The sequence below is a fragment of the Microbacterium sp. F1-18 genome (assembly GCF_052921305.1).
Map to the genome: position 1 here is coordinate 256,753 of NZ_JBREVD010000001.1, position 12,713 is coordinate 269,465.

Genomic DNA, 12,713 nt, shown 5'->3' on the forward strand with positions numbered 1-12,713 from the left:
CTCTGCCTTCTCTCGCGTCGGGCGCCGATCCGCCTCGTTCAGACTACCGATCGGCGGAGACCGGCCGGCTGTCCGCTTCGTCGTCTACCGAACCGAGCTCGGCGACCGCTTCCACCTGCTCCGTCGCCGCCTGCTCGAACTGCGATCGGTAGAGGCGCCAGTAGGCGCCCTGAGCGGCGATCAGTTCGTCGTGCGAACCCTTCTCGACGATGTCGCCGTGTTCCATCACGAGGATCAGATCGGCGTCGCGGATGGTCGAGAGCCGGTGCGCGATGACGAACGAGGTGCGTCCTTCGCGCAGCGCCGACATCGCCTGCTGGAGCAGCAGCTCGGTACGCGTGTCGACCGAGCTCGTCGCCTCATCGAGGATGAGCACCGCCGGCTGCGCCACGAAGGCGCGCGCGATCGTGATGAGCTGCTTCTCGCCGGCCGAGACGTTCGCGGCATCCTCGTCGAGCACCGTGTCGTACCCGTCGGGCAGCGAGTGGACGAACCGGTCGACGCGCGTCGCGATCGCCGCCTCGACGATCTCGTCGTCGGTCGCGCTCTCGCGGCCGTAACGGATGTTGTCGCGGATGGTCCCGGCGAAGAGCCAGGGGTCTTGCAGCACCATGCCCGTGCGCGAGCGCACGTCGTCGCGGGAGAGCTCGGAGATGTCCTGGCCGTCGAGCAGGATGCGGCCGCCGTCGAGCTCGTAGAAGCGCATGAGGAGGTTCACGAGCGTGGTCTTGCCCGCTCCCGTCGGACCCACGATCGCGACCGTCTGCCCCGGCTCGACCCGGAACGTCAGGTCGGTGATGAGGGGCTTGTCGGGCGAGTAGGCGAAGCGGACATGCTCGAACTCGATGACGCCGCGACCGCCGCGCACCGGCTCGGCGTCGGGCGCGTCGGGCTCCTGCTCGTCTTCGTCGAGCAGCTCGAACACCCGCTCGGCCGACGCCGTGCCCGACTGCACGACAGCAGCCATGCCGCCGAGCTCGGACAGCGGCTGGGTGAACTGCTGCGAATACTGGATGAAGGCCTGCACGTCGCCGAGCCGCAACTGACCCGAGGCGACCATCAGCCCGCCCAGCACCGCGATGCCGACGTACGTGAGGTTTCCGATGAAGGTCATCCCGGGCATGATCAGGCCCGACAGGAACTGCGCCTTGAACGCCGCCTCGAACAGCTCGTCGTTCTCGGCGGCGAACTTCTCGCGCGCGTCGCGCTCGCGGCCGTAGACCCGGACGAGGGCGTGTCCCGAGAAGGACTCCTCGACGCGGGCGTTCAAGCGCCCGACCTTGCGCCACTGCACGGCGAAAGCCTTCTGCGACCGGGGTCCGATCACACCGAAGATCACCGCCATGAGCGGCAACGAGACGAGTGCCACGAGCGCGAGCTGCCACGAGATCGAGAACATCATGAAGAGCACACCGACGACCGTCAGCACGCTCGTCAGCGCGGTCGAGAGCGACTGCTGCATCGTCTGGGTGATGTTGTCGATGTCGTTCGTGACCCGAGAGATCAGCTCGCCCCGCTGAACACGGTCGAAGTACGCCAGCGGCAGTCGGTTGATCTTCGCCTCGACCGACTCGCGCAGGCGCCACATCGTGCGGACCATGATGATGTTGATGACGAAGCCCTGCAGCCACGTCAGCACCGCGGAACCGACATAGATCGCCAGGACGGTGACGACGACCCACTTCAGACGGTCGAAGTCGACGCCGGCGCCGACCTGGAAGTTCTGCATCGCACCGACGAGGTTCGCGATATCGGTCTGACCCGCCGCGTTGAGGGCGGCGACGACATCCTCTTGGCTCGTTCCCGCGGGGAACTGCGAGCCGAGGTTAGCCGAGACGACGCCCTCGAAGATCAGGTTGGTCGCGTCACCGAGGACGCGGGGCGCGAGAACCGCGAGGAGCACGCCGACCGCGCCGAGAACCGTCATGAGGCCGAAGACGAGCGCGTAGGGACGCAGCAGACCGATCATCCGCAGGAAGCTCGGCCCGAACTTCGCCGCTTTGCCGGGCGCGACGCTGTCCCAGCTGCCTGAGTTCTGACGGGCCTGTTCCGCGAGCTCGAGCTCGGCCCGCTCCTCTTCGGTGAGGTTGTCGGCGCTCATGCGTCCACTCCCAGCTGCGATTCGACGATCTCGCGATACGTCTCGTTGGACTCGAGAAGCTCGTCGTGCGTGCCGAGACCCGCCATCCGCCCGTCGTCGAGGACGAGGATGCGGTCGGCGCCGGTCACGGTCGAGATCCGCTGGGCGACGACGATCTTCGTGACCTGCGGCAGCTCGCGCCACAGGGCCTCGCGCAGGCGCGCGTCGGTGGTCAGGTCGAGCGCCGAGAACGAGTCGTCGAAGACCAGGATGTCGGGGCGACGCACGATCGCCCGGGCGATGGCGAGTCGCTGACGCTGCCCGCCGGAGACGTTCGTTCCGCCCTGCGCGATGCGAGCGTCGAGGCCGCCTTCCATCTCGGCGACGAAGTCGCGGCCCTGCGCGATCTCGAGCGCCTGCCACAGCTCGTCGTCGGTCGCCTCCTCGCGGCCGAACCGCAGATTCGAGGCGACCGTGCCGGTGAACAGGAAGGCACGTTGCGGCACATAGCCGATGCCGCCCCAGAGGAGATCGAGGTCGGCCTGCCGCACGTCGACCCCGGCCACGGTGACGGCTCCTCCGGTGACGTCGAACAGCCGAGGTATCAACGAGACCAGTGTCGTCTTGCCCGAACCCGTCGACCCCACCACGGCGACCGTCTCACCGGGCGCCGCGCGGAACGAGATTCCCTCGAGCACCGGCGAGTCCGCGCCCGGATAGGTGAATGAGACGTCGTCGAACACGACGGCGCCCGGCTCGGGGAACTCTCGCACCGGTGACGTGGGCCGCTCGAGGGCATCGTGCGAGGAGAGCACCTCGCCGATGCGGTCGGCCGACACGGCGGCTCGCGGGATCATGATCGTCATGAACGTCGCCATGAGCACACCCATGAGGATCTGACCGACGTACTGCATGAAAGCGAAGAGCGTGCCGATCTGCACGTTGCCCTGATCGACCTGGATGCCGCCGAACCAGATGACGCCGACGACCGTGACGTTGAGCACGAGCATCGCCAGCGGGAACATCAGCACGAACAGCGACCCCACTTTGCGCCCGACGATCATGATGTCGGTGTTGGCTCCGCGGAAACGCTGCTCCTCGATGCGCTCGCGAACGAAGGCCCGCACGACCCGAACGCCCGTGAGCTGCTCGCGCATGATGCGGTTGACGTTGTCGAGGCGGGTCTGGAACTGCCGGAACAGGGGCACCATACGGCCGATGATGAGCCCCGCGACGACGAGCAGGAGCGGCACTGCGACCCCGATGAGCCAGCTCAGTCCGACATCCTGCTGCAGCGCCATGATGACGCCGCCGATCGCCAGCATGGGCGCCGTGACGAGCATCGTGGCGCCCATCATCGCGAGCATCTGCACCTGTTGCACGTCGTTGGTGTTGCGCGTGATGAGCGTGCCCGGGCCGAAGCGCGAGACCTCGCGCTCGGAGAATCCGCTCACCTTCTCGAACACGTCGCGTCGGATGTCGCGCCCCGCAGCCATCGCGGCACGCGCCGCGCACAGGGTCGCGACGACCGACGCGACGATCTGCCCGAGGGCGATGACGAGCATGATGGCGCCGCGTGACCAGATGTAGGCCGTGTCGCCGCGCGCGACGCCGTTGTCGATGATGTCGGCGTTCAGTCGAGGGAGGTACAGCGAGGCCATCGCGGAGCCGAACTGGAAGACCAGCACGCCCAGGAGGAGCCACCGATAGGTGCGCAGGTAGCGGAACAGGAGCTTGCCGAGCATGGGTCTCCTTGAGCGAGTCGGCCGGACGGTTCATGCTAACGCCGGGTTCCGACACGCACCGGGCCCCGGGGTTGCGCCTCCGGCGAACGACTGACGATCCTCACAGCCGCCGCCGATGCCACCTCTGTACCGTCGATCCCATGACGACCGGCAGCTCCGTGCCCCCGCTCTCGATCACCGACGGTCTGCAGAACTTCTCGCCCCAGGAGCTGCGGAGCCTGCGCGACGAGTTCCAGCAGTTCCTCCTGGAGTACCGCTTCGGGATGCAGGAGATCGAGACGAAGCTGCAGATCCTGCGCGATGAGTTCCAGCAGTTGCACGACTACAACCCGATCGAGCATCTGTCGAGCCGGCTCAAGTCACCCGACGGCATCGTCGAGAAGGTCGTCCGGAAGGGCGTCGAGCCCGAGTTCGCGTCGATCCGCGAGCACATCACCGACATCGCCGGCGTACGCGTGACCTGCAGCTTCACGCAGGACGCCTACCGGCTGTTCGATCTGCTGACGGCCCAGGACGACATCGAGGTGCGGACCGTCAAGGACTACATCGCCGAGCCCAAGCCCAACGGCTACAAGAGCCTGCACGCGATCGTCGAGGTGCCCGTCTTCCTCTCCACGGGACGCATCACCGTTCCCGTCGAGGTCCAGTTCCGCACCATCGCGATGGACTTCTGGGCGAGCCTCGAGCACAAGATCTACTACAAGTTCGCCGCGAACGTGCCGGCGGAGCTGATCGCGGAGCTCAAGGACGCGGCCGAGACGGCCGCCGAGCTCGACGCGAAGATGGAGAGGCTGCACCGCGAGGTGCGGCACCGTCCCCGCGTCGTGCGCATCTGAGCACTCGACGCGGGGAGGCGGCGATCAGTCCTCCGAGACCGTGATCTCGACGGGGATGTTGCCGCGGGTCGCGTTCGAGTACGGGCAGACCTGGTGCGCGGCGTCGGCGAGCTCCTGCGCGACGTCACGATCGACGCCGGGGAGCACGACCTCGAGCACGACGGAGAGCGAGAAGCCGCCGGCATCCGTCGGGTGGATCTGCACCTGGCCGCCGACGGCCGAGTCGGTCACATCGATCTTCTTCGAGCGGGCCACCATCTGCAGGGCGGAGTGGAAGCAGGCGGCGTAGCCGGCGGCGAACAGCTGCTCGGGGTTCGAACCGTTGCCCGAGCCGCCCATCTCCTTCGGGATGGCCATCTCGAGGTCGACGCGACCGTCGGTGGTGCGGACGTGACCGTTGCGGCCGGCGCCCGTCGAGAGTGCTTCGGCGGTGTAGAGAGCGCTCATGCGTGCTCCTCCTTCATTTCCTTGTGGGTGGTGGTCTTCGCGGCGCGGGAAGTGGCGCGCAGATCGGCGGTGGTGTCGCGCATCCCGTCAGCCAGCTCCGTGAGGGCGGCGATCAGCTGGCGAGCGCCGTCGACCGTCACGCCCATCCCCCCGGCTATGCAGGCGGGGATATGAGCGAGGTCCGTCCGCAGCTCGCGGCCGCGCGCCGTGAGCGAGACGGTCACGACCCGCTCGTCGGCGCTGTCGCGACCACGTTCGACGAGACCGTCGCGCGTCATCCGACGCAGCAGCGGCGACAGGGTGCCCGAGTCGAGGTCGAGCGCCTCGCCCAGGTCGCTCACGCTGCGGCTGTCGCGGTTCCACAGCAGGACGAGCACGAGGTACTGCGGGTAGGTCAGCCCGTGGGGCTCGAGGAGAGCCGCGTACGCCTTCGTCGTCGCTCGCGACGCGGCGTAGAGGGAGAAGCAGACCATATGCTCCGTCGGTTCCATACATCCACTGTACACAACTAGGTTGTGCACAATCAATATGTCGAAGACGTGCGCCGACAGCCCAGGCCGCCGGCGCACGTCTTCACGATGAGATCAGGGCGTGGGCATGCCGCCGTTGACGTTCAGCGTCTCCCCCGCCACATAGCTCGACTCCGCCGATGCGAGGAACACATAGGCGGGCGCGAGCTCGGCCGGCTGGCCCATGCGTCCGAGCGGGGTCTCCTCGCCGAAGCTGTCGATCTTCTCCTGCGGCTGGCCGTCGCTCGGCTGCAGCGGCGTCCAGATCGGGCCGGGTGCGACCGCGTTCACGCGGATGCCCTTCGGTGCGAGCTGCTGGGCGAGGGCCTTGGTGAACGTGTTGATCGTCGCCTTCGTCGAGGCGTAGTCCACGAGCGTCTCCGACGGCGAGTAGGCCTGGATCGACGTGGTGTTGATGATCGAGGCGCCGGCCGGCAGGTGCGGGAGCGCGGCCTTCGTGATCCAGAACATCGCGTAGACGTTGGTCTTGAAGGTGTCGTCGAACTGCTCGTCGGTCAGATCGGCCAGCTCGTACTGGAAGATCTGCTTGCCGCCGTTGTTGACGAGGATGTCGATTCCGCCGAGTGCCGAGACGGTGTCGGCGACGAGCGAGCGGCAGTACTCCGGATCGCGCAGGTCGCCCGGGAGCTGCGCGACGGTCACACCGGCATCCTTCAGGATCCCGGCGATGCGCTGGGCGTCCTCTTCCTCCTCGGGGAGGTACGAGATGGCCACGTCGGCTCCCTCGCGGGCGAAGGCGATGGCGGTCGCCGCGCCGATCCCCGAGTCGCCGCCCGTGATGAGCGCCTTGCGCCCGGCGAGGCGGCCGCTGCCGCGGTAGCTTTCCTCGCCGAGGTCGGCCTTCGGCGTCAGGTCGGCGTCGAGGCCCGGCTCATCCATGTGCTGCTTCTCGGGCTCGATGTCCGCGTACAGCTCGGCGGGGTTGACGAAGGTGTACTGGTCACGGGACATGGTGTCTCCTTCCATCGGTCTTCCTAGGGGTGGTCGTCTGGCGAAACCGTCGATCAGTCGATCGACGAGGACCCGAACGTGTGGATGCGGCGGCCGGTCGCTCCCGGTGCGAGCCGGAAGATCCCGCCCGAGAGGGGATGCCGCTGCAACTGCTCCTCGGTGAGGTTCTCTCGCGCCGACCCGACGAGGAGCACGTCGAGGTCGGGCCCGGCGAACGCCACCGAGGTGATATTCGGTGAGGGCATCGCGATCTCCGCGACGACGTCGCCGTCGGCGCTCCAGCGGGCCACTGTCCCCTCGCCGTACAGGCCGTTGAAGAACGAGCCGTCGGTCGCCAGAGTCAGTCCGTCGCTCGCCCGCCCGACGAGGAAGGGCTCGAGTTCGCCGAGCTCGCCCTCCGATCCGTATGCCGCGCGGTAGACCGTCGAGGTCGCGGTGTCGGTGACGTACATCGTGCGGCCGTCGTCGGACCACTCGAAGCCGTTGGCGACGCCGTACCCGCCGCCGAGCACGCGGACGCCGCCGTCGGGTTCGACCGACCAGAGCGTCGCATCGGGATCGTCGCTCGTGAGCTCCATGGCACCGACGACGAAGCGGCCGAAGGGGTCGACCTTGCCCTCGTTCAGACGCATCCCGTCGTGACGGTGGCGCAGCGCCGCGAGATCGCGCTCGATGCGGCCGTCCGCGTCGAGCAGGACGACGCGGTCCTTCAGCGCGGCGACGTACCCGCCTCCGGCAGCCGGCTGCACGGCGGACAACGGCGGCGGCAGCTCGACGACCCGGTCGTCGCTGCCGTCGACGGCGCCGTCGAGGGGGCCGCGATGCAGAAGGCCGGCCGTGATGTCGACCCACACGACTTCGTCGGTGCGGTCATCCCACCAGATGCTCTCGACGAGCACGGCACGCGTGTTGCGGAAGACCTCGATCTCATCGGCCACGGAGGGCCTCCTCGGGGACGACGTCGCGAATGGTGAGCACGGTCGCGATGAACGCGAGGTGACTGAGGGCCTGCGGGGTGTTCCCCCACGCTGTGCCGTCGTCAGCGTCGATCATCTCGGCATAGATGCCCACGTCGTTCGCCAGGGCGACGAGCCGGTCGACGAGATCGAGCGCCTCGTCGTGCCTGCCGACGCACGCGAGTGCCTCGGCGCGCCAGAACGCGCAGGCGACGAACGTCTTCTCCTCTTCGAAGACCCCGCTGTAGCGGTACAGCAGCGGCCCGGCTCCCAGTTCGTCGGTGAGGGCGTCGATCGTCGTCGACATCCGTTCGCCCCGGTCGAAGCCGGTGGGCGCGTGCAGCAGCACGGAGGCGTCGAGCTCGTCGGACCCGGCGTAGAAGACGTACGCCGACTTGGCCTCGGACCAGCAGTTCTCGTCGATCCAGAGCCGGATGCGCTCGCGCTCCGCCTTCCACCGCTCGGCGCTCCCGGGAATCGCGCCGCTCTCGGCGAGCGCGACGGCGTCGTCGAGGGCCTTCCAGCAGCCCATCTTCGACGAGGTGTAGTGCCGCTCTTCCGGCAGCTCCCACATGCCCGAGTCGGGGTTGCGCCACAGATCGCAGGTGCGATCGGCGACGCCCGCCAGCATCCGTGCCGTTCCGACGTCGAGCACGTTGCCCGCGTCGACATACGTGCGGCAGATGGCCATGAGGTCGCCGTAGACGCCGAGCTGGAGCTGCTCGCGCGCCGGGTTGCCGGTCACGACGGGCTGGTTGCCCTGCCAGCCGGGCACGGGGTACTCGCGAGCGTCGGGCACGAGCTCGCCGTTCAGCGTGTACATGACGTGCAGCTCGGGGCCGTGATCGCGGATCGTGCGCAGCATCCATGACAGCGCAGCGTGCGTCTCTTCGCGGAGCCCGAAGCGCACGAGCGCGTGCGCGGTGTAGGCGAGGTCGCGCACCCAGGCGTAGCGGTAATCCCAGTTCTTGCCGCCCGCGGGGTTCTCGGGCAGAGAGGTGGTCGCAGCGGCGGCGATCGCTCCCGTGGGGCTGAAGATGAGGAGCTTGAGGGCGAGCGCGCTGCGCTGGATGCGTTCCTGCCACGGCCCTTCGTAGGAGAAGACCTCGGACCAGTGACGCCAGTTCTCGATCGTGCGGTCGATGCCGACGTCGACGTTGCGCGGGTCGGGGAGGTGCAGGGGCTCGTCGTGCGTCGCGGCGAGCGCGATGAGGTGGCGCGAACCGGCCGAGGCGGTGAACGACCCGGTCAGGCGGGGGCCGCTCGTACCGTCGGGATCGGGGGCATCCGGACCGTGCTCGAACCCCACCACGACGAGGGCGGTCTTGCCGCTGCGGATCACGTCGCCGTGCTGGGTGCGCTCGATCCAGGGCGATGCCGTGCGAAGCGATGTTCCGGGATGGATGCGCCAGGCCATGGGCACCGTGCCGTCGAGGCCGTCGATGCGGCGAGCGAGCTCCGCCCACGGCATGCGTCCCGCGACGCCCGACACCATCGCGTCGGTGACCGTGACGGACCCGCGAACGGTGGTGAAGGTCGTCTCCAGGACGTTCGTGTCGGGGACGTATCGACGCGTGGTCTCGTAGTCCTCCGTAGGGGTGAGTTCGAGGCATCCGCCCGTCTCACTGTCGAGCAGGCGCGCGAAGACGGGCGTCGAGGTGAGGTCGGGAAGCGGCAGCCAGTCGACGCTGCCGTCCAGGCCGATCAGTGCCACGGTGCGGCCGTCGCCGATCGGCGCGTACGACTCGATACCGGCGGTCACATGCCCTCGTCGTCGATGTCGCCCTCGCCGTCCTCGCCGAGTTCGGCGATGACCGGGTCCTCTCCCTGGGTCTCCGGCTGCTCGTACGCGGACGGCAGGTCTTCGGCCGGGATCTCGTCGTCTTCCGACGGGATGTGCGCGGGGTCGTCGCTCGTCGCGGTGGCCGTGTCGAGCTCGGCGGGGTCGACACCGGCGTCGAGCGCCTCGTCGATCGCCTCCGTACGGTCCCACTCGCGCTGGGCGGGGTCGAGATCGGGGTCGGCCACGCTGGTCGCATCGCCGTCGCGCAGCGGCTGGATGCCGGCGTCCTCGGCTGCGGCGGGGCGGGCGAGGTCGTCGTTGAATGCGTTGGACATGACTCCACGATGCGCGGGGCCGATGAATCCGTCGAGCCACTTGCACCGGGCCCGGACGCGCGGTAACGGGGCCTGCCACAGGTCGCTCAGGCGGTCACGGGTAGCCTGGAACGCTCCGTCGTCGTTCTCTCGGAGGTCGCCCATGCCCGTCGCCCGAATGCTCTTGGATGCCGGTCGCGGCGCTCTGATCGGCTCGGTCGAGATCATCCCCGGTGTCAGCGGCGGCACCGTCGCACTCATCGTCGGGGTCTACGAGACGCTCATCGATTCGGCCGGCCACCTCGCCCGAGGTGTGGCTCGCTTCGTCGCCGACGGTGCGCGCGGCCGGGGCCTCGCCCGCGCCCGGGCGGAGTTCGCCGCCGTGCGCTGGTCGGTCGTCCTCCCCGTCGGGTTCGGCATGATCGCAGCGGTCCTCGCGGCGTCCGCGATCCTCGCTCCTCTCATCGAAGCCGAGCCCGTCGCATCGCGGGCGCTCTTCGCCGGCCTCATCCTGGCGTCGCTCGTCGTTCCGATCCGTATGGTCGGCGGGCGCTGGCGGATGCGCGAGTACGCGGTCGCCGTCGTCGGAGCGATCGCGGGGTTCGCCCTCACGAGCCTCCCCCAGATCGATCCGCTCGAGCCGCCCCTTCCCGTTGTCGCGCTCGCGGCGGCGTTCGCCGTGTGCGCATTGGTCGTGCCCGGCGTCTCGGGCTCGTTCATCCTGCTGGCCGTCGGCATGTACGCGCCCACCCTGGCCGCGGTGAACGAGCGTGATCTGGTCTATCTGGGCGTCTTCATCCTCGGCGCGATGGTCGGACTCGGCCTCTTCGTCTCGGTGCTGCAGTGGCTGCTGGTCCACCGACGGCGCGTCATGCTGGCGATGATGACCGGCCTGATGGTCGGCTCGCTCCGCGCCCTGTGGCCGTGGCAGGAGGATGGCGCGGTTCAGCCTCCCGGACCGGATGCCGTGACGGTGCTGCTCCTCGTCGTGCTGGGCGCGGCCGCTGTGGGCGGTGTGCTGCTCATCGAATCGGCGGTGCTGCGCCGCGCCGCTCGACGGCTCGAGTCCGGCGCGGCGGGGTAGCACACGTCGGCATGATCCGCCTCCCCCTCGGCTCGTCGGCGCCGAGGTGTGAGCGTGGAGTCATGACGTCTTCGATCACCGCCGCTGCACGCACGCTGACCGACGACTCTCCGCAGCTGCTGCTGCGCGGGTACGGGTTCGGCGAACGCATCTGGAAGCGGGTACGAGCCGGCGCACGCTCGGCCCCCATGGGTCTGCTCGGCGATCCCGCCATCTTCGTCCGGGGTGCGGAGGGTGTCGAGGTGTTCTACGACGAAGACCGCGTTCACCGTCACGGTGCGATGCCGGGCATCGTTCAGGAGACACTGTTCGGACACGGGTCTGTGCACAGCCTCGACGGGCAGGACCACCGCCACCGCAAGGCGACGTTCCTCGACGTCGCTTACGAGGACGAGCAGGTGGAGCGGCTCCGACCTCACCTGGTCGCGCAGTGGCGGAGCGAAATCGACGAGTGGGTCGCCGGCGGTGATCGCTCTGCCTACGACGCGGCGGTGGGCGCCTTCGGGCGAGCCGTCATGCAGTGGGCGGGGCTTCCGGGAACCCCCGCGGCGAAGACACGATGGGCGGCCCGGCTCGCGCAGATCGTCGACGGTTTCGGCGTTCCGTACTCCCCCGAGTACCTCCTCGCCTGGGTGAATCGCCGCTGGTCGGACCGTCACGCCCAGCACCTCATCGAGGCGGTGCGCGACGGCGATCTCGATTCCGACCCCGGCACCGCCCTGGACGCGTGGGCCTGGCACCGCGACCGTGCCGGCGTGCTTCTCCCGGCCCGGCTGGCCGGCATCGAGCTGCAGAACAGCATGCGCCCGATGATCGCGGTTGCACGGTTCGTGGCTTTCGCCGCGAAGGAACTGCACGATCGTCCCGAATGGCGCCAGCGCATCGCCGCGGAAACGGCCGAGCGCGAGACGCTCGACGGCGGCCCGCTCGCCGTCGCGTTCGCCCAGGAAGTCCGCCGAACAGCCCCGTTCGTGCCGATGCTTCCCGCGCGCGCGGTCGCCGACATCGAGCTCGACGGCCAGCGCGTCGCGGCGGGCGGCCGCATCGTGCTCGACATCCTCGGGACCAACCTCGATGATCGCTCGTGGGAGCGCGCCGGCGAGTTCACGCCCGAGCGCTTCATCGGTGTCGACGACTACGAGGCACTCCCCGCCTTCATCCCCCACGGCGGCGCGGATGTCGCCACGGGCCACCGCTGCCCCGGCGAGAAGCTCGCGATCGCGGGGCTCGCGACGGCGATCGCCGCGCTGAGCCATCCTGGCGTCACGATCCTCGGCGACGGCCTCGAGGTGAACACGCGCCGGCTGCCGACCAAGCCCGCGTCAGGGGGCCGTGTTCGCGCCACGGGCGCCGGTGGCGGCTGCCCGTTCCATCGGCGCTGACCCGCGCTACCGAGGTGCGAGGACCGTGTCCCCCGAACGGCCGACTCGACGGACCGGCCGGGAAGCCCTAGCGTCGATGACGTCGACGATCTTCCCCCCGGATCGTAGAACGCCCCGCATCTTCGGATGTCGGGGCGTTCTGGTTTCCGGGACGCGAGAGGAGCCCGGCGTCATCCGATCGGATGAAATCTCGCGCCGAACATCGACGTCGATGACCGTCTCAGACCAACCTAACGCGGCATATTTAAGGCGCTTGACCAGCTTTTTCTGGCCGACGGCGAGACGCAGCCCGCGTGCGCCGGCTTTCTGCCATGCGAGGCATGATCGTGACGTCGGGTGCGATCTAGCGCTGATGGGGAGCAGGGCGGGCCTGCTCGACACCTCGGCCGCGAGTTAGGTCCTCGTCTCGCGCCCGACCTGCGCCCGGGGCTCTGGAGGGGCCCCGGGCGCCTTCTCGTTCCCGGGCACGTCGCCGCTGACCTGCCCCGCTGCCCCGCTGCCCCCGGGAGGTCCCACTTGGGCCGGGTTTGCCGTCCACTTTCCCGGCCCAAGTGGGACCTCGAAGGATCGAGAAGTGATGATGGGTCGGGATACCACAAGGTTCG

General features: G+C 68.9%; 11 protein-coding genes. 3 read left to right on the forward strand and 8 right to left on the reverse strand.

The features are described 5' to 3' along the window. Nucleotides 1-43: 43 nt before the first annotated feature. Both ACU6RU_RS01250 and ACU6RU_RS01255 read right to left on the reverse strand, forming a co-directional pair. Nucleotides 44-2,101: an ABC transporter ATP-binding protein gene (locus ACU6RU_RS01250; RefSeq protein WP_446725697.1), complete on the reverse strand. Its 2,058-nt coding sequence runs from the start codon at nucleotides 2,099-2,101 to the stop codon at nucleotides 44-46. After that, on the reverse strand, nucleotides 2,098-3,825 hold the full coding sequence (locus tag ACU6RU_RS01255; protein ID WP_412938331.1) for an ABC transporter ATP-binding protein: 1,728 nt from the start codon (nucleotides 3,823-3,825) through the stop codon (nucleotides 2,098-2,100). The genes ACU6RU_RS01250 and ACU6RU_RS01255 overlap by 4 nt, the downstream gene beginning before the upstream one ends. Nucleotides 3,826-3,965: 140 nt before the next feature. Between ACU6RU_RS01255 and ACU6RU_RS01260 the strand changes: the two genes are divergently transcribed. After that, complete coding sequence (locus ACU6RU_RS01260) at nucleotides 3,966-4,661, forward strand: GTP pyrophosphokinase (RefSeq protein WP_023952117.1); 696 nt, start codon at nucleotides 3,966-3,968, stop codon at nucleotides 4,659-4,661. A 24-nt stretch (nucleotides 4,662-4,685) separates the two neighbouring features. On the opposite strand, the gene ACU6RU_RS01265 is transcribed toward ACU6RU_RS01260, so the two are convergent. From ACU6RU_RS01265 to ACU6RU_RS01290, 6 genes are all read right to left on the reverse strand, one after another. Beyond that, nucleotides 4,686-5,108 carry an organic hydroperoxide resistance protein gene (locus tag ACU6RU_RS01265; RefSeq protein WP_446725698.1) on the reverse strand — a complete coding sequence of 141 codons (423 nt, stop codon included), beginning with the start codon at nucleotides 5,106-5,108 and terminating at the stop codon, nucleotides 4,686-4,688. Further along, nucleotides 5,105-5,599, reverse strand: coding sequence for a MarR family winged helix-turn-helix transcriptional regulator (locus ACU6RU_RS01270; RefSeq protein WP_446725699.1), 495 nt, complete (start codon nucleotides 5,597-5,599; stop codon nucleotides 5,105-5,107). The genes ACU6RU_RS01265 and ACU6RU_RS01270 overlap by 4 nt, the downstream gene beginning before the upstream one ends. A gap of 93 nt (nucleotides 5,600-5,692) precedes the next feature. Continuing rightward, nucleotides 5,693-6,589 (reverse strand): SDR family oxidoreductase, encoded by an 897-nt coding sequence (locus ACU6RU_RS01275; protein WP_289331011.1) that lies wholly within the window; start codon nucleotides 6,587-6,589, stop codon nucleotides 5,693-5,695. A gap of 53 nt (nucleotides 6,590-6,642) precedes the next feature. Continuing rightward, nucleotides 6,643-7,527 carry an SMP-30/gluconolactonase/LRE family protein gene (locus ACU6RU_RS01280; protein WP_120263284.1) on the reverse strand — a complete coding sequence of 295 codons (885 nt, stop codon included), beginning with the start codon at nucleotides 7,525-7,527 and terminating at the stop codon, nucleotides 6,643-6,645. Next, nucleotides 7,517-9,307 carry a glycoside hydrolase family 15 protein gene (locus ACU6RU_RS01285; RefSeq protein WP_446725700.1) on the reverse strand — a complete coding sequence of 597 codons (1,791 nt, stop codon included), beginning with the start codon at nucleotides 9,305-9,307 and terminating at the stop codon, nucleotides 7,517-7,519. Before ACU6RU_RS01285 ends, ACU6RU_RS01280 begins: the two co-directional genes overlap by 11 nt. Further along, nucleotides 9,304-9,663 (reverse strand): sugar ABC transporter ATPase, encoded by a 360-nt coding sequence (locus ACU6RU_RS01290; RefSeq protein WP_120264380.1) that lies wholly within the window; start codon nucleotides 9,661-9,663, stop codon nucleotides 9,304-9,306. The genes ACU6RU_RS01285 and ACU6RU_RS01290 overlap by 4 nt, the downstream gene beginning before the upstream one ends. Before the next feature lie 142 nt (nucleotides 9,664-9,805). Here ACU6RU_RS01290 and ACU6RU_RS01295 point away from each other — a divergent pair, with 142 nt between their 5' ends. Continuing rightward, nucleotides 9,806-10,726 (forward strand): DUF368 domain-containing protein, encoded by a 921-nt coding sequence (locus ACU6RU_RS01295; RefSeq protein ID WP_446725701.1) that lies wholly within the window; start codon nucleotides 9,806-9,808, stop codon nucleotides 10,724-10,726. A gap of 62 nt (nucleotides 10,727-10,788) precedes the next feature. After that, nucleotides 10,789-12,108, forward strand: coding sequence for a cytochrome P450 (locus ACU6RU_RS01300; protein WP_446725702.1), 1,320 nt, complete (start codon nucleotides 10,789-10,791; stop codon nucleotides 12,106-12,108). The last annotated feature ends 605 nt before the right edge of the window (nucleotides 12,109-12,713 follow it).

Excerpts from the sequence above, each read along its gene's own strand:
- ACU6RU_RS01250 (WP_446725697.1), bottom strand. The coding sequence starts at position 2,101 with ATGAGCGCCGACAACCTCACCGAAGAGGAGCGGGCCGAGCTCGAGCTC.
- ACU6RU_RS01255 (WP_412938331.1), bottom strand. The coding sequence starts at position 3,825 with ATGCTCGGCAAGCTCCTGTTCCGCTACCTGCGCACCTATCGGTGGCTC.
- ACU6RU_RS01260 (WP_023952117.1), top strand. The coding sequence starts at position 3,966 with ATGACGACCGGCAGCTCCGTGCCCCCGCTCTCGATCACCGACGGTCTG.
- ACU6RU_RS01265 (WP_446725698.1), bottom strand. The coding sequence starts at position 5,108 with ATGAGCGCTCTCTACACCGCCGAAGCACTCTCGACGGGCGCCGGCCGC.
- ACU6RU_RS01270 (WP_446725699.1), bottom strand. The coding sequence starts at position 5,599 with ATGGAACCGACGGAGCATATGGTCTGCTTCTCCCTCTACGCCGCGTCG.
- ACU6RU_RS01275 (WP_289331011.1), bottom strand. The coding sequence starts at position 6,589 with ATGTCCCGTGACCAGTACACCTTCGTCAACCCCGCCGAGCTGTACGCG.
- ACU6RU_RS01290 (WP_120264380.1), bottom strand. The coding sequence starts at position 9,663 with ATGTCCAACGCATTCAACGACGACCTCGCCCGCCCCGCCGCAGCCGAG.
- ACU6RU_RS01295 (WP_446725701.1), top strand. The coding sequence starts at position 9,806 with ATGCCCGTCGCCCGAATGCTCTTGGATGCCGGTCGCGGCGCTCTGATC.
- ACU6RU_RS01300 (WP_446725702.1), top strand. The coding sequence starts at position 10,789 with ATGACGTCTTCGATCACCGCCGCTGCACGCACGCTGACCGACGACTCT.